The 15,783-nt window shown below is 65.2% G+C and carries 15 protein-coding genes and 1 riboswitch; of the genes, 11 read left to right on the top strand and 4 right to left on the bottom strand.

What is annotated here, in order from left to right:
* The first annotated feature begins 24 nt into the window (after nt 1–24).
* From ACYR7D_RS13795 to ACYR7D_RS13810, 4 genes are all read left to right on the top strand, one after another.
* The gene (locus ACYR7D_RS13795) at nt 25–1,035 is read left to right on the top strand and encodes a DUF2637 domain-containing protein (RefSeq protein WP_459549907.1); all 1,011 of its coding nucleotides are present in this window, start codon (nt 25–27) and stop codon (nt 1,033–1,035) included.
* Between the two features lie 4 nt (nt 1,036–1,039).
* Nucleotides 1,040–1,426, top strand: a complete 387-nt coding sequence (locus tag ACYR7D_RS13800; RefSeq protein ID WP_459549908.1) for an ASCH domain-containing protein — start codon at nt 1,040–1,042, stop codon at nt 1,424–1,426.
* Nucleotides 1,423–2,856 (top strand): DNA cytosine methyltransferase, encoded by a 1,434-nt coding sequence (locus ACYR7D_RS13805; protein WP_459549909.1) that lies wholly within the window; start codon nt 1,423–1,425, stop codon nt 2,854–2,856. Before ACYR7D_RS13800 ends, ACYR7D_RS13805 begins: the two co-directional genes overlap by 4 nt.
* Before the next feature lie 596 nt (nt 2,857–3,452).
* On the top strand, nt 3,453–4,940 hold the full coding sequence (locus ACYR7D_RS13810; RefSeq protein ID WP_459549910.1) for an ATP-dependent nuclease: 1,488 nt from the start codon (nt 3,453–3,455) through the stop codon (nt 4,938–4,940).
* A 200-nt stretch (nt 4,941–5,140) separates the two neighbouring features.
* Here ACYR7D_RS13810 and ACYR7D_RS13815 read toward each other — a convergent pair whose 3' ends face one another.
* Complete coding sequence (locus ACYR7D_RS13815) at nt 5,141–6,058, bottom strand: hypothetical protein (RefSeq protein WP_459549911.1); 918 nt, start codon at nt 6,056–6,058, stop codon at nt 5,141–5,143.
* Between the two features lie 366 nt (nt 6,059–6,424).
* Here ACYR7D_RS13815 and ACYR7D_RS13820 point away from each other — a divergent pair, with 366 nt between their 5' ends.
* Nucleotides 6,425–7,183 carry a hypothetical protein gene (locus ACYR7D_RS13820; RefSeq protein ID WP_459549912.1) on the top strand — a complete coding sequence of 253 codons (759 nt, stop codon included), beginning with the start codon at nt 6,425–6,427 and terminating at the stop codon, nt 7,181–7,183.
* Between the two features lie 230 nt (nt 7,184–7,413).
* Here ACYR7D_RS13820 and ACYR7D_RS13825 read toward each other — a convergent pair whose 3' ends face one another.
* Nucleotides 7,414–8,358, bottom strand: coding sequence for a DUF6630 family protein (locus tag ACYR7D_RS13825; protein ID WP_459549913.1), 945 nt, complete (start codon nt 8,356–8,358; stop codon nt 7,414–7,416).
* Nucleotides 8,359–8,715: 357 nt separating this feature from the next.
* Nucleotides 8,716–9,939, bottom strand: coding sequence for a helix-turn-helix domain-containing protein (locus ACYR7D_RS13830; protein ID WP_459549914.1), 1,224 nt, complete (start codon nt 9,937–9,939; stop codon nt 8,716–8,718).
* A 130-nt stretch (nt 9,940–10,069) separates the two neighbouring features.
* On the opposite strand from ACYR7D_RS13830, the gene ACYR7D_RS13835 reads away from it, so the two are divergent.
* From ACYR7D_RS13835 to ACYR7D_RS13855, 5 genes are all read left to right on the top strand, one after another.
* Nucleotides 10,070–10,384, top strand: coding sequence for a hypothetical protein (locus ACYR7D_RS13835; protein ID WP_459549915.1), 315 nt, complete (start codon nt 10,070–10,072; stop codon nt 10,382–10,384).
* Nucleotides 10,385–10,814: 430 nt separating this feature from the next.
* Nucleotides 10,815–11,192, top strand: coding sequence for a hypothetical protein (locus tag ACYR7D_RS13840; RefSeq protein WP_459549916.1), 378 nt, complete (start codon nt 10,815–10,817; stop codon nt 11,190–11,192).
* A 560-nt stretch (nt 11,193–11,752) separates the two neighbouring features.
* Nucleotides 11,753–11,908 carry a DUF6131 family protein gene (locus ACYR7D_RS13845; RefSeq protein ID WP_459549917.1) on the top strand — a complete coding sequence of 52 codons (156 nt, stop codon included), beginning with the start codon at nt 11,753–11,755 and terminating at the stop codon, nt 11,906–11,908.
* Nucleotides 11,909–11,975: 67 nt separating this feature from the next.
* Entirely contained in the window at nt 11,976–12,344 is a 369-nt protein-coding gene (locus ACYR7D_RS13850) for a hypothetical protein (RefSeq protein WP_459549918.1), read from the top strand.
* 113 nt (nt 12,345–12,457) lie between these two features.
* Nucleotides 12,458–13,150 carry a nucleoside/nucleotide kinase family protein gene (locus ACYR7D_RS13855; RefSeq protein ID WP_459549919.1) on the top strand — a complete coding sequence of 231 codons (693 nt, stop codon included), beginning with the start codon at nt 12,458–12,460 and terminating at the stop codon, nt 13,148–13,150.
* Here ACYR7D_RS13855 and ACYR7D_RS13860 read toward each other — a convergent pair.
* Nucleotides 13,086–14,012: a PfkB family carbohydrate kinase gene (locus tag ACYR7D_RS13860; protein ID WP_459549920.1), complete on the bottom strand. Its 927-nt coding sequence runs from the start codon at nt 14,010–14,012 to the stop codon at nt 13,086–13,088. The genes ACYR7D_RS13855 and ACYR7D_RS13860 overlap by 65 nt on opposite strands.
* 621 nt (nt 14,013–14,633) lie before the next feature.
* On the opposite strand from ACYR7D_RS13860, the gene ACYR7D_RS13865 reads away from it, so the two are divergent.
* On the top strand, nt 14,634–15,545 hold the full coding sequence (locus ACYR7D_RS13865) for a phosphatidylinositol mannoside acyltransferase (RefSeq protein ID WP_459549921.1): 912 nt from the start codon (nt 14,634–14,636) through the stop codon (nt 15,543–15,545).
* Nucleotides 15,546–15,574: 29 nt separating this feature from the next.
* A riboswitch (FMN riboswitch) is annotated at nt 15,575–15,741 on the top strand.
* Nucleotides 15,742–15,783 lie beyond the last annotated feature (42 nt).

Genomic DNA, 15,783 nt, shown 5'->3' on the forward strand with positions numbered 1-15,783 from the left:
CACCGCCCGGAAGGAGCCGAAGCAGTGAGCGACACTCACAGCCAGCTACAGCCCAGCCACCATCCCGAACCGGCAGCACGCACCCTGCACCGCACCGACAGCGCCCACACGGTGCACAGCCGCGACGCTGTGCACCACGGTGCACACGACTACGCACCGTCCGCACCGGCCGATGCACAAGCCCGCCCCCGCACCAAAGAAGAAATCGCCGCGGTCCGGTTCTTCTGGGCCGAACTGCTCCTGGTCGCCGCGATGTCGATCGCCGGCAACATCATCCATGCTTGGATCAACGCCCCCGAAGGCAAACAGGAAATCGCCGCGTTCTTCGCCTCCTTCCCCCCGATCGCCCTCTTGGCGGCAACCCACGGTGTCGGGCTGTTGGTGAAGGCCAAGAACGGCGCGAAGTTCGCCTACTGGTGCGTTGTCGCACTTACCGCTGGTATCGCCGCGGTCGCGTTCCGGCTCTCGTTCGACGCGCTCAAAGAGCTGGGCGTCCAGGTAGGGATGAGTGAACACCTGGCGTTCCTGATGCCGATCATCATCGACGGCGCCATCGGCCAAGCCACCATCGCGCTGCTGGTCCTCGCCCGCAGCGACCACAAACCCGCGGTGCGCACCGCTCCGGAGCCTGCGCACCACAGTGCACTGGCGCGCACCGTCGCGGTACGCGAGCAGTGGACCGAGACCCGCACCACGGACACCCAGCTCACCGCCGGCCCGCAGCACCCGGAACTGGAAACCGCCACCCCCAGCGCCGCCGCCGAAGGTGTGCACCACGCCGATGCGCAACGCGCCGCCGACAGCAACCAGGCAGCACCGGTGCGCACCGAGCGCACCGACCGATGGGCCTCGGTCGCCGAAGCGCTGTGCGAGGCCGACCCGGCCGGCCGCCGCGACCCGGGCAAGGTCGCCGAAATCCTGCGACTGCGCCACGAACAGAACTGGCCGCACGCTCGCATCGCCGAACACGTCGAACTGTCCTCATCCACCGTCACCCGCACCCTGACCGCCGCCCGCACCTACATCGAGGAGTGAACCGATGCCCCGCCTGATGTCCGTTTCCTTGACCGAGCCCCAAGTCCGCGACCGCAGCAAGACTGTGACCCGCCGTGTCGGCTGGACCATGCTGCGGCCCGGTGACCGGCTCACCCTGTGCCGCAAGGTCATGGGCCGTCGCCGCGGTGATCCCCTGGTGCGCATCGTCGATATCGAGGTCGCCTCCACACGGCGGGAACCCCTCAACACGATCACCGCCGCCGATGTTGCTGCCGAGGGTTTCCCGCAGATGAGTACCACCGAATTCGTCGAGTTCTTCTGCGCCACCCACCGCGGATGCCGACCCGATACCCTGGTCACCCGCATCGAGTGGCGCTACCTCGACGACACCGCCCAGCTCCAGCTCGCGACGACGGAGACCGACCGATGATCACGCTGACCGATCTGTTCTGCGGCGCCGGCGGATCAAGCACCGGCGCTACCCAGGTCCCCGGCGTGCAGGTGCTGCTCGCGGCGAATCATTGGCCGCTGGCGGTGGAAACCCACAACGCCAACCACCCGAACACCGACCACGACTGCGCCGACCTATCCCAGGTCGACCCCCGCCGGTACCGGCGCACCGACGTGCTCTGGGCGTCCCCGGAATGCACCAACCATTCCGTGGCCCGCGGTCGGCGCCGCAATATCGACGCCACCCCGGACCTGTTCGGGGAAGCGCTGCCGAACGAGGCCGCCGAACGGTCCCGGGCCACGATGTGGGACGTGGTGCGGTTCGCCGAGCACCACCGCTACCGCGCCGTTGTGGTCGAAAACGTCGTCGACGCCGCGAAATGGGTGCTGTTCGACGCCTGGCTGACCGCGATGCGCAGCCTTGGCTACCAGCATCGGATCGTCTACCTCAACAGCATGCACGCCCAAGCCGCCGGCGCACCCGCGCCGCAGTCCCGCGACCGCATGTACGTCGTGTTCTGGCGCACCGGGGAATTCGCGCCCGACCTCAACCGCTGGACCCGCCCGAAGGCGTGGTGCACGAACTGCGAACGCCAAGTGACCGCAGTGCAGGCGTGGAAGAACCCCGACCGGCCGTGGGGCCGCTACCGCGCCCAATACCTGTGGCGCTGCCCCTCGGTCACCTGCCGCAACACCATCGTCGAACCCGACTGGCTCCCCGCCGCGACGGTCATCGATTGGAACCTACGAGGCCAGCGCATCGGTGACCGCACCAAACCACTTGCCGCCAAGACACTGGCCCGGATCCAGGCCGGACTCAACAAGTACGCCCACGCCCCGGTGCTGGTCCCGGCCGGCGGCACCTGGCGCCAGAACGGGGCCTCGGTGGCCGAGGCGATGCCGGCGCGCACCACCTGCGAGACCGATGCGCTGCTGGTACCGGTCGAGGGCCGCGACGGCAAACAAGCCCAGCACGCCTGGACTCCGATGCGGACTATGACCACCCGCTCGGAAACCGGGGTGCTGGTGCCCTACTACGGCAACGGCACCCCGCGCAGCACCCAGGATCCGCACGGAACAGCCACCACCCGAGACCAGTGGGCGATGGTGATCCCACTGCGCAACCACAACACCACCAAGACCAGCCGTGATCCGCTGGACACGGTCGCAGCAGCCGGCACCCATCACGGGCTGGCCAGCCGAGCCGCCCGAATCGAAGACTGCGAGTTTCGGATGCTGGAACCGTATGAGATCAAACAGGCCATGGCCTTCGACCGCGACTACATCATGGCTGGCAACCGCCGGGAGCAGGTCCGCCTCGCCGGAAACGCGGTCACGCCACCGGCTGCCCGCGATCTGATCAGTGCGGTAGCCGAAGCGCTCGGCCAGCACGCCCAGATTTCTGCCTGAGTCGACGCTCGCACTGGCCATCCAGGGAGCCCGCCACCGATCGGTGGCGGGCTCCCTGTGTTCCCGACCCGCGACTTCGGCGGGATTATGGCGGGACTTCGGCGGGAGTAAGGCGGGACTGTGGCGGTACTTGCGGAGTCCCGCCACAGTCCCGCCGCCTTGGACTCAAACCCCAGCAGAGCTGGGATTTCTGTGTCGCCCCTCCTCGCTCTGCTTCCCAACTCTCTATGGCTTCGCTGTTCATAGAGAGTTGGGAAGCAGAGCGAGGAGGAACAACACAGAAAAGAAGAGAGGAAAGAGTCCAAGGAGAGAGGAGAGGACCACAAAGAGGAGGCGGGCTTGGCAGGGTGGTTGCGTTACGGAGCGCCCGTAGCGTTGCGTACGCGAGCCGGGTGGGTGGACGTGGCAGCGGGGTCTCGGCGGGGACTGGACCACAAGAGGACGGCAGTGTCCGCTATGGGTATCGCACACTCCACGAGTCCATACCTCCGCCGCACAAGCGGGGGAACGAACGGCCGTAACATCCGCCGCCGACAGTGCGAAGATCAACCGACAAAGTTCGATTGAGCTACACACGAGAGAGGTGGGGGCAGAGGGTGATTGGCTACAAAAGCGAGATCCGTCCAAGTGAGATCGCGGACTTAGAGACGAAGGTATCTAAGGGGAGCTACGGGAAGTACCTAAAGCGTGTCATTTTACGAAGAGTGCGCGGATTTATTGACCGCGAGGTTTCATTCGATTTCCCTGTGACTGCTCTAGTTGGCCCCAATGGTGGTGGAAAAACCACGGTTCTAGGTGCTGCCGCTCTCGCCTATAAAGACGTTCTACCGGGACGTTTCTTTGCTAAAAGTGGCAAATACGACGAGAGTATGCAGAATTGGACAATTGAGTACGAGATTATTGACAAATCTATCAACCCTCGATTGCCTGTCACACGGACTTCTAGCTTCAAGAAGCTTAAGTGGAACAGAAATATCGTGGAACGGGAGGTGTTAGTCTTTGGAGTGGATAGAACTGTTCCTGCTACAGAACAGGCAAAGCTCAAGAAGGCGGTAGGAGGTGCTTTCAAAGCAGCCAAAGAGGTCGAACTACCGCAAGAGGTGGCCGAGCATGCCGCCAGAATTCTTGGAAAACGTATCGACGGTTTCCAACAGCTCTACCTCGACGCCGCAGGTCGCGTTAAGATGTTTACGGGAGTTACTCAAAGCGGTGATGACTACTCAGAGTTCCATTTCGGTGCAGGGGAGGCTAGCGTGATCCGCATCGTCGCTGAAGTGGAAGCTGCTACTGACAATGCAATGATTTTCATTGAAGAGATTGAGAATGGACTCCATCCCGTCGCCACCCGTCGGATTGTGGAGTATCTAATCGACGTTGCCAAACGAAAGTCCTGCCAGGTACTGTTTACAACACATTCAAACGAAGCACTCGCTCCGCTTCCTTCGACGGCAATTTGGTCGGTGCTAAATGGTGACGTGCTTCAGGGGAAGCTGGATGTCAAGGCTTTGCGGACTATTACCGGCCAAATTCATGCGCAGTTGGCTATCTTCGTCGAAGATCAGTTCGCTGAAATGCTCGTCGCGATGGCGCTGAGAACGCACGGTGGCATCGAGATGGAGGCGATAAAAATTCATGCAATGGGTGGAGCATCCCCAGCGATAAAAGTCACCGTGCAGCACAATGCTGACCCTACGTCGACGTTCCCAGCGATTTGTTTTGTCGATGGTGACCAAGCGTCTGAGGTCGATCCGGATAATCGAATATTTACACTGCCTGGCTCGGCCTCGCCTGAGGCTCATGTATTTCACTGCGTGGAGCGTCGATTGGACGAGCTGGCTGCACGTTTAACACTTGCGCTTCACTTACCGATCGAGCGTCAGGAAGAGGTGAAATCCGTGGTTCGGCAACGAGCTCTGACTAACCGCGACATCCACGTCATTTGGGAACAGATTGGCGCAGACCTCGACTTCATGTCTGGGCATACCGTCGCTAGCGCATTCCTTGCAACTTGGGCTCAAGCGTGGCCGGAGGAGGTCAAGGAACTGGTGAACAAGCTCGGCGATCTGGTGACCAGACGGGCGTGAGGCGCTCCGAGGTACTTCTAAGTTCTGGCGAAGCGGCGGATGGATTGTCTGGCTTCAGCCGTAGGCGGCGGTGGAACGGTCTGTGGTTTCCCACCCTCCGGAACGGATACCACCGACTTCAGTCGGGACTGGGGTTAACCGCGTGATCTCGGGGCACCGAACGCTGGTGCACCTCCCCGCGGAGAGGCCGTGAGGCGAGGCTAGCGCTCAATCCCAAGAAGATCCCGTAGGAACGGCGAATCCGGCTTCTCCAGAAACTGCTGGTGAGTTTCCCGCGCGGTGTCGATCAGCTCTTCGACCGACGTAGCCGATACCAGGATCGGATCAGACCAGGGTTCCTCATGTGTATGTAGCCATGCTTTGCCGATCTCGGGTATGAACTGGGCCAAGGCGCTGAAGGTGGGGGCTTCGCCGGCAATTGGGATCCTCCAGTGCTGGGTGGGATCGCCGCCCGGCGGCACCGTGATCGCGAGGGAGGCTCTTCCATCACCTGAGCTGGAAAGGAGAGCGTTCGTTAGCCAGGGGCCTGTGCCCATCGGGTCTCCGAAGAATCGGAATGGGTTTGAGATATCGCCAGTCACACGAACCATGTAGCCGCCAACTGTTGCGACCTGATCCATGCCCACAACCGACTGCATCGCCCAGATGAGCCGAGCCTCCTTGTCCTCGGTGATCTGTGCCAGTTCGCCATGGTAAAGACCACTGAAGTATTGGAACGCTTGCCTATCACCTATCCAGGCCCGTCCTATGGTTGTGCGATCCTCGACATCTCCATTGGATACCGTCCACAGTCTCGGCTCAGGAGCTCGTTTGGCGACGAGAAACGACTTCGAAACCTCGGGTAGGGAACCGAGTTCAGCGGAGTGCATGGCCAGGCGTTCGACGATGTCTTCGGCCGGCAGACCGCGCAGGCTGACCAGGAATTTCAAAGCTGTTGACGGTGTAGTACCTGCAAAGCCGACCACGGCGGCATCGTCCAATATGACGACCTTTTGCCCTGCGCCTGTGTAGATCTGGCGAGTCGCTCGCTCGTCGCGCTCATCTGTCAGCTTGGTATCGGCGAGCAGGGACAGTCGGCCAGTACTTGCATCGGTTATCTGCGCAATCACGAAAGTCACAGGCCGAAAATACTTCTTGCAAAGGCTGCTTGTTCTCGGAATCAGGGGTCCGGTCCACCGCCCGGCCAGTTGGCCTGCGCCCCTGGGGGCGCCAGCGTCGGTGGGATGGTGGATGATCGCAGTTAACCGTAGGAAGGGGCCAAAGTGTCCAGGCAGAACCGGCGTCAGAAGCAGCGGGGCGATACACGGGCACGTTCAGGTGGTGCTCCCCGCAACCTGGAAACGCCAGAGGCGGCGATGCTTCGAGCTCAGCTGTCTCGCCTGATCCCTTCGCGTCGGCGTATTGACGATCGGGCAAGAGAAGCCCGCCGCTTCAATGACTGGCGAGTCCGTCCGAGCCCCCCGGAGTCTGGGAGTTCGATCGTTTTGGACGACACGGAGTTCTTCTCGGAAAAAATCGTTACCCACGTTTCCGAGCGTCCGGTGTTGCATCACGCGCTTTTTCCGGCCATGAGCGCCGCCGAGAACCTGACCACGGTCGTCCGTCTGATCGATCAGTGGGACTCCACAGGCCAGCTCCGCACAGCCTCGATCATCACGCTCTGTCGATCAGCGTTGGAGTCGGCCTCTCGCACGGTTTGGATCTTGTCCGATACGGATCGCGACGAACGTCGGAATCGAGCGCTTCGGGTGACCAAAGACGAGGTACTGGCCCAGAAGAAGTACCTTGATGAACAGATCAAGCGGGTTGATGGGGGTGCTATCCCGGAGGATAGGCTGGCTCAGCTGAAGCAGAGTCAGGAGGCCGCGAGCGAGGTACTCGACGAGCTCGATGGGGTGAAACACGCGCTCAAGTTCGACCAGACGATCGAGAAGGCTGCGCAGTGGATCGATCAGGGCACGCTGAACAGTTCGGCCAAGCCTATGGCTGACTTGTCAAAATCTATGTATTCGATTGCGTCTGGGATCGCCCACGGCTATACGTGGACGACCAATTACCTGCATAGTCCCACCGACTTGTCTAACATCGTCGCTGACTTCTTGTACGCGGCTAACACCACAACTGCGGCCGCGGTTGCTCTCTTTGAGGCTCAGGCGTCTGCTACTGGCACGGTCGGGGACAACTGTCCGCCTCATCTCCGGGACCTGGCGGAACGCCTCGGGCCCCACTATTCAGCTGGGTAGGTTCCGGGGGCTGGACCGGTTCGCTGTGAACGACGACCGACAGCAATGTATTTTCAGGATTTGCTCGTCGCTGAGCGCTGTCTCTGCTGCTCAGCACACTGTTGGGAGTGTTTGATCTCATAATCCATTGGTCGCGGGTTCGAGCCCCGCCCGCCCCACAAACACTCCTCTACCAGGGAAAATCTGGAACTCGACAGCTGGCGGCGCCCGAATGCACGCTCATGCCGTTTTCAGGACGGGTCGAGTCGTCCCTGGCTGGTTACCGCCGTGAACGATTGGGCTTTGGCCCAGGCTGCGATCGCGGTCGTTTGCTCCGGGTTGCGCCGCCGCATGCTTTCAGCCCTCAACCCGACTGCGGTGAGAAGCCGCGAGAGCTCTTCGAACTGTGTCGGTGTCACGAAGACCAGGTAGTAGTTCTCGTCGGAAGTCAGCGACGCCAGGACGGTTCCGAGGGCGAACGCGCGTTCACCGATCTCTTTCAGAAACGCTTTGATGTAGTCGGCTCGAGGGGTGTCGGCATGCTCGGTGTCGAAGGCGGCGAACCAATCCCAGGGCAGCGCCGCGGGATAGGACCGCAGCGATGCCAACTGCTCGCGGACGGTCCGGGGCTCCTCCTCGCGGGAGATGATCGCCATATCCGCGATGTCGTCCGGAGATTCGGCGTTGCGAACCGATTCGGCGACACCGGGGGTGAGATGTGCCAGTCGTTGCGCCACGAGGGACCGCACGCCGAACCCGAAACCGGGTTCCTTCGCCACCGCTTCGCCGCGGTAGATGCCGTCTGCGTCCACCCTGTTCGCGAAGTCTTCCCAGTCCAGGTTCGCTTCGTTGATGTTGTTCTCCACGCTCCACAGCTGGGCGGGAACGACTCTGAACGGCTTGTGGTCGCCTCGGTGGGAATCCTGGGGTGGCAGGACCCGAACTGCCAGGATGGGATGCTCGGGGTGGGTGAGGGTGATCTCGTCGGCGAGGAAGGACACGATCGCCCCGTCCGGTTGCTTTGCCTGGAGCGCTTCGGGGCTCAGGTCCTCGAACTCCGGGTCGTTCACCGGAGTCGTATAGGCCAGGAATCCCTCTCCGCTGGGTGTCAGGACCTCCCGGACCAGAGACCCCCATGCGCCGTCGTCGCCGAACCATGTGCGGACGAGGACTGCTTTCCTCGGTAGGCCTGCCATGTCCGAACCATAACGGCAGGGGCCGACACACCCCGAGTGTCAGCGCAGCGTGCGGCAGCTACGTCAGGAGGCGAACCTGCGAACGAAGAACGGGATGTTGTCCGACTCGACGCGGTCACCGTCGCGCCTGACCGCCCATATACGTTCGGTTCCGACGGGAGGCCACCCATCCACGTCTCGGGGCAGCTCGAAGGCTACCTTCACCACTCGACGTCGCCGGTCACCGATGCCTCCTGGCCTGTCGTCATCCGGATAGCATGCCAGGCTGCCGACAAGCACAATCGACCAGCCTGTTGCTCGACAGGCTGGTTTCACCCGTTGGGGCCCCTGGTCGCGCACAACGGTACCGGTGCGAGCTCACGTGGGCACCACGCCTACCCGCTGTGCGAGCTTGCCGAGGTCGCCGGTGGTCAGGTCACGGCGGGCCGAGCGCATCATGTGCCCGACGAGTTCCCGTACGGGCGTCATGGTGCGTACGTGTTGCGGAGCGGCATGCTCGGCCCGTAGCAGCGCGTACAGAGAATCACGGTAGTTGCGCTTCATCGCATGCGCGCGGCCGATCTCGACGAAGTACTGAGCCCTGCGGCCCTCGTTGGGTAGTTCGGCCGGGTCGAGGCTCGGAGCGAGCGCGAGTACCTGCCCGGGTTCTCGGCGTTCGATCGCCGCCGACATCCGCCACAGTGCCACGTTTGCCGGACCGAACGACTCGTTACGGGCGACAGACGTGTTCGATTTCGCCCCGGGAAGCCTGCTCGCTTGTTCGGCAGCCTCGGCAAGGTGCGGTTCCGGGTCGCTGCCCATGGTGGCGGCCACGATGCTGCCTTGCAGGTGGAGCATTCCGTAGGTCTCGATTTCGCCGACCGTGCGTACATCGGCGGCGATCTTTGCGGCGGTGTCCACGGTGGTCGTCAGCGCGGCCGGGAGCGCACCGGGGCGAGACAGCAATATCTGACCTTGGACAAAGGCGGCGGCGGCGACCGGGGCGGCTCCGCCGGCGTGCTCGGCGGCCCGCTGGGCTTCCTGCGCGGCATTCCAAGCCAGGGCCGGATATCCGCGTGCTCGTAGTGCGGACGCGACGCCATAGGTGACGGTGCCGAGTACATCCCATGCCCGCTCGCTGCCGGAGTCACGCACGTGGCGGTAGGCATCGGTCAGCATCGGCGCGAGCATCGGGCCGAGTGTGGCGTAATCGCAGTCGTGACGAAGGCGGGTGGCGCGCTGCGAGTCGGCGGCGAGTTCGTCCAGGGTGCGCGGCGGACGGGTGTCTGTCACATTGCCCTGAGCCCACAGGACCGTCTCGATATCGGGCACCACCATGTGGAACCCGGCTGTGGCAGGGTCCAGCTTCTCTTGTTCCCGGCTTCCGGTGAGGTCTCCGATCGTTACACCGAGCGCGGACGCCAGCGCGAGTAACGTCCGGCGTGAGTCGATCGGTCGTAAGCCGTTCTCGTACTTGGCGATAGCGCTGCGGGACAGTCCGGTTCGGTCGGCGAGGACCTGTTGCGATATTCCGCGCCGGGCGCGGATGGTGCGCACCTGACGGCCGACATAGCGGTCGTCCTCGGGCTGGGAATCACTCATGGTTCCGAGTGTTCCACAGCGGAACGGTTTCCGACGGTGCCGCTGTCAGGCTTCCCGTTCGAGCCCCGCCGCCGGGTGAGTATGCCTCGGCGGCGGGTGCGGACCAATAACGCACTGGACAGGGGAACAGATGGAGAGCAAGGGTAAGGCCATCGGGTTGATACGTAAGGACGTGCACGGCAACGGTGTGGACATCCACCGGGTGGCCGGGCATTACGGCTACCGGCTGGTGTGGACGGTACGGCTCGATACCTGCCCGCTGGCGAGCGCGTTGATCCTGGCCGGGGCGGTCTACGAGCACGGCGCCGACGCTGTGGTCGTGCCGGGGTTCGAGCATGCCGACGCGGTGCGGCACGCGATCACCGATATCGCCGCGCTGGTCACGCCGATGCAGGTCTACCCGCGCGGCTACCGGTGGCCGGTGGTTCATATGGACCGGTGGTAGGCCGTGGTCACGCTGGGGTTCGTAGTGGCGATAGGGCTGCCGCTGGCGGTACTGGTCTGGGCGCTGGCGTGGCCCTCGGCCGGCTGCCGACAACGGCGAGAGGATCGCGGCGGCAACCGCTCTCGATTCCGATGGGGTTCCCGAGACCACTGATTCAGGGGCCCGGGATACCGGAGTCACTCGACCCGAGCCATTCGGAACCTTCATATCGGGCCGCCCACCGTCAGTAGGTGGGCAATCGAGTTCGATTTTCATCTCGAGGGTGAGGTCGGCGTCTTCGTCGGTGGACCATACGTCGGTATCCGCGATGCGGCGCGGTGTCCGGCTGCCCGAGGGTGCGGACGGATTCGGGGCGGGGTGAATCCTTTGGTGCGGCCCGCGCCTCCTATGTATGTGCCGACGAACGTCGGGAACGGATAGGGAGGTTGTCGTGAGTATCGGTATCGCCGTCGCCGTCGCCATCGGCCTGGTGCTGCTCTGCACCGAGCCCGCGCGGCGGTTCGGCAAGCGCTGCAAACCCCTTCCCACCCCGTTCCCGGAGGAAACGATGACCGCGACAACGAAACCTGACCGACCCGATTTCGCGAGCACGTCCCTACCCCGGCACCTCGGGCGGGGCGTGGTGGGCTTCGGCGCGCTGATCGGCTCGGTCGCGCTGATCCCGGTCGCCGGGCCTGTCGTCCTGCTGCTTCTGCCCGTCGGCCTGGTCGACCTACGCGGGTGCCCGATGTGCTGGGTGATCGGGCTGGTGCAGACCGTTTCGCGGGGGCGGTTGCGACGCTCCTATGGGGACGCCGGTGCGCGCTGACCGTCGCCGGGCACGAGGAGCCTCGCGCGGTCGCTTCCCGGCTCTCCGGTGGCGAACGGCGGTAGGCCGGACGGGACGGCCGCGTTCGGCAGCGGCCCTGGTGAGCGGGCCGACGCGGATCTCCGGGGTGTTCGAGGGCGTAGGGCGGTGATGTTGACTTTGCCGGGGGCCGGGCGTGTACTGAAGATCTGTAACGTCGAGCTCGTTGCAGCTGGTGGTGGGTGTAGTGAGCGATATGAGCAGCGCTGATGCCGTTACCGGCGATCGCACGATGCTCGGCGCGCCGGCATCGAGTCCCTCGGGGTCGACCGCTGTGAACTCGATCCCTCCCGTCACGAATTCGCACCGCCGAGGCCGCCGTATCGCGACCCCGGCTCGACCGTCCCGGAGAGTTCCGTCGTCGCCTGCGTGCCCCTCGGCGGACTCCCGGCCCGTTTCCCGTCCCGTCCAGATCGCGATGCCGTGGGCATATCCGCAGGCCGGCGCGGTCGATACGGTCCGGAAAGGGTGTGTCGAGGCCTCTCGTCCCCCGAGTTCCACTACCGAAACCAGGTCATCTCATGATCATTCTCGGACTCGTCCTGCTCGTTCTCGGATTCCTGCTCAATATCCAGATCTTGTGGATTATCGGGATCGTCGTCCTCGTCGTCGGGCTCGTGCTGCTGCTGTTGGGTTCGATGGGCCGCGCGGTCGGCGGGCGACGCCACTATTTCTGACGCCGGTGGACCGCGCCCACCCTCGGTCGATGCCATGAATGAATCACAGTCGAGGTGAGGAGCCGAAATGGCAACCAGCACTCTCGTCACCATTATTGTCGTCGCGGTTGTCGTAGCACTGGTCGTTGCCGCGCTGAGCTGGATGGCGGCGAGAAAACGGAAGGAGCACCGCCGGATAGAGGCGGGCAGGATCCGCGAGACGGCAGCTGAGGAAGAACACCGAGTGGGGCAGCGCGAAGCGATCGCCGAGGAGACCGAGGCCAGGGCCCGCGCGGCGGCGGCCGAAGCCGACGCCAAAAAAGCTCGGGCGGCCGGTCTGCAGCAGCAGGCGGCCACACATCGCAGTGATGCGGCCGCCTCACGCGAGGAGCTGAATCAGCAGTTCGAGCGCGCGGACAAGATCGATCCGGACCAGAAGAGGCGCGACACCACCTAGGGTCCGCGGCGGACCCCGAGACCCGAGAGCCCTCCGGCGGGTACGGTGCGTACCGTGCCGGGAGCCGGGAAAGCCGGGGAAACCGGGAGCGTCGCCGACCGGCAGGGCCTCCGGTGACCTCCGCGGCGGAGGAGAGCGCGGTCTCGCTCGGTGACCTCGCCGGACGAGTCCGCGCGGCTGCCGCCCCGGTCGAGCCCGGACGCCGGTATCTCCTGGGAATCACCGGGCCGCCGGGGGCCGGAAAATCCACTTTCGCCTCCGGACTGTGCGCGGAGCTGAACCGGCGGGAGGCCGGGGCGGCCGGTATCGCGCCGATGGACGGGTTCCATCGCCGTACCGCTGATCTGCGGAAGGCGGGAGAACTACGACGGAAGGGCGCGCCCCACACCTTCGATATCGACGGTTTCACGGCACGTTTGCGTGAACTCCGGTTCCGCGAACCCGGTAGGTGTATCGGCTGGCCCGTCTACGACCGGGAAATCCACGATCCCGTCCCCGACGGTGTCGTATTCGATCGGCAGCGGGTGGTGGTGGTCGAGGGGAACTATCTGCTGCTCGAGGCGCCGGGCTGGTCGGAGGTGCGGCCGCTGCTCGACGTGTGCTGGTACCTGCACGCGGATACCGCCCTCCTCGAGCGACGTCTGTACGAGCGCCATACCGCGGGTGGTAGATCGCGGGCGGAAGCGCGCACGCGGATCGCCTGCGGCGATCTGCCCAACGCGGCGCTCGTCGCGGCGACCGTTACGCGGGCCGATCTCGTCCTGTTCCCCCGGGGCGACCGGTATCTCGTCCGGAGCGGTCGCTGAGATGCGCGCACCACTCCCGGGTGCCGAAGTACCGGCACGACAAGGTCGCCACCTCCGACGCGCGAGCCAGCGCGCCCGGGAAATCGTGGCCGGCGCTCAGGTAGTAGCAGAACGCTCCGTGCAGGACATCGCCGGCGCCGAGGGTGTCGACGGCGGGAACCGCGGATACCGCGATGTCGAACGATCGGCTGCCGGTACGCCCGATGATCGGTTTGTCGCCGCCCGTTACCGCGACGTCGGCGATACCGGCGGAGCGCAGGAAATCGAGGACGGCCGCCGTATCGCCGGGCCGGATACCCGGCGGAACGAACGACGACGAGCAGATCGCGATATCCACCAGTGGCAGAATCCGGGTATGCGCGTCGCGCCATCGGCCCGCGTCCAGCACGATCGGGATCCCGCGTTCCCGGGCCGCCGCGCAGAGGCCTTCCGCCAGGGCCGGATGATGCCCGTCCGCGAGCAGCACGTCCACACCTGCCAGGAGCGCGGTGGTCGCCGGGTCGGATCGGACGCTGATGCGGGAGCCGTCCAGCGAAACTATCGTGCGCGTGGCCGCCGAGTCGGACACCACGATGGAGGAGACCGGTGGCCGGTGCTCGCTGTCGGGTAGCGCATCGACCACCTCGACGCCGTGGCCGGTGAGGTCGCTACGGATCAGGTCGGTGAGCTGGTGGCGCCCCACCACCGTGACCAGGGTGGACGAACCACCCAACGCGGTGAACGCCACGGCCGCGTTGGCGGCCGGGCCGCCGGCGCCGAGCCACTGGTCGGTGGCCTGCGTTTTGGTGTCCTCCGCCGGATACGACCCCACCCGGTAGGCGATATCGACGGTGGACAGTCCGACGAAGAGACCGGTCTCCATCCCTGCGTACCGCCCTTCTCTCCGCTGTGCGCGAGTGTCGTGGTCCGGTCAGGGTACGACCGTCCGCCGCGCGTACGGACGATCCAGGGTGCCGATGCGCCCGCCGGGGATACCGGATTCGTCACGGACCGGCCGGGGGAGTGGGCGGGCAGCGTAGGGTGAAGGGATCCGCGCCCCGCGAACGGGACCGTTTCCAGGTCACCGGGGTCGCCGATTCACCACTCACCGATCCCTCGCGGATCGAGTCAGGACGTCGATATGACGCTACCGAACACCCGCCCTCACGGGGGCGACCACGAAACACTCGCCCGCAACCGAGGCCGGCGGCCGCGGCAGCCGTTCACAGAATCAGGAGAACCGGCTGTGCACGACAGCGCCTCCGGATTGTTCAGCCATCCCGTGGTCTCCGAGCCGCGCTCCGAGCCGGAATCCCCGAGGGACCACCGGCCTGTCTTCCGGAACGCGGCCGCCGAGGACCGGCAACCGGCGGACGAGTGGTGCCCTGCGCCGATAGCACCCGGGTCCGCCGGGGTGCCCGGCCGATTGTTCAGCAGCCAGGAGCGAGGTGGATCACCGACGGTGGACGAGCCCGCGAGTGGCGACCGATAGCGGGATCTTCCGGTGAGCGCAGCGGCGCGAGTAACGGATCTCGGGTACGCCGCGGGATGGCGGCTGGTGCGTCTTCTGCCGCGGCGGTGGGCGCTGCGTTCGTTCGAGCTGGCGGCGGATCGCGCGGCCCGTCACGGAGGGCCCGACCAGCTGCGGCGCAATCTGGCGCGGGTGCTCGGAACCACTCCCGCGGCGGTACCGCGGGATCTCGTCCGCGCGAGCCTGCGCTCCTACGCCCGCTACTGGTGCGAAGCGTTCCGGTTGCCGTCGATGGACCCGGTGCGGCTGGCCGAAACGATCGAATCCTCGGCCACCGGCCTCGAGCACATCCGCGCTGCCGTCGAACGCGGGCGCGGGGCGGTACTGGCATTGCCGCACAGCGGGAACTGGGACCTGGCGGGGGTATGGCTGGTGCAGCGGGTGGGCTCACCCACCGTAGTGGCCGAGCGGCTGGCGCCGGAATCGCTGTTCCGGCGGTTCGTGCGGTTCCGCGAGGGTCTCGGATTCGAGATCATTCCGCTCACCGGTGCGGAGAAACCACCGATCGAGCAGTTGACCGGACGGCTCCGGGAGGGCCGGCTGGTATGCCTGCTGGGCGAACGCGACTTTTCCGGCCGGGGGGTGCCGGTCGATTTCTTCGGCGAACCGGCCGCGATGCCCGCCGGACCGGCCAAACTGGCGATCGAGACCGGTGCGCCGCTGTTGCCGGTGCACTGCTGGTTCACCCCGGACGGCTGGGGTTTCCATATCGGCGCGCCGATCGATACCGGCGGTGGCCTCGTCCCCACGACGCAGCGACTGGCCGACCGGTTCGCCGCCGGTATCGCGGCGCATCCGGCCGACTGGCATATGTGGCAACCGGTGTGGACGGCCGACCGCATCCCCCACCGGCTCGACCCCGGCCCCACCCCATCGCCGCGCTGACCGAGCGGCGTTGTTACAGTCCGCTGCGTACACGTTCTCAGGGCGGGGTGGAATTCCCCACCGGCGGTGATGGCATCCGGACCGATCCGGACGCACGAGCCCGCGAGCGCCACGGTTTCCGCGGAGACCGTGGGTCGAGCAGATCCCGGTGCGATCCCGGAGCCGACGGTCACAGTCCGGATGAAAGAGAACGCGGCAGCCCGGCACCCGCGTGCCGGTGGTTTCTGTGCGCGTTGCC

It is taken from the genome of Nocardia sp. X0981 (assembly GCF_977089955.1).

Coding starts and splice junctions, on each gene's coding strand:
- ACYR7D_RS13800 (WP_459549908.1), top strand. CDS start 1,040: ATGCCCCGCCTGATGTCCGTTTCCTTGACCGAGCCCCAAGTCCGCGAC.
- ACYR7D_RS13805 (WP_459549909.1), top strand. CDS start 1,423: ATGATCACGCTGACCGATCTGTTCTGCGGCGCCGGCGGATCAAGCACC.
- ACYR7D_RS13825 (WP_459549913.1), bottom strand. CDS start 8,358: ATGGCAGGCCTACCGAGGAAAGCAGTCCTCGTCCGCACATGGTTCGGC.
- ACYR7D_RS13830 (WP_459549914.1), bottom strand. CDS start 9,939: ATGAGTGATTCCCAGCCCGAGGACGACCGCTATGTCGGCCGTCAGGTG.
- ACYR7D_RS13835 (WP_459549915.1), top strand. CDS start 10,070: ATGGAGAGCAAGGGTAAGGCCATCGGGTTGATACGTAAGGACGTGCAC.
- ACYR7D_RS13845 (WP_459549917.1), top strand. CDS start 11,753: ATGATCATTCTCGGACTCGTCCTGCTCGTTCTCGGATTCCTGCTCAAT.
- ACYR7D_RS13850 (WP_459549918.1), top strand. CDS start 11,976: ATGGCAACCAGCACTCTCGTCACCATTATTGTCGTCGCGGTTGTCGTA.
- ACYR7D_RS13860 (WP_459549920.1), bottom strand. CDS start 14,012: ATGGAGACCGGTCTCTTCGTCGGACTGTCCACCGTCGATATCGCCTAC.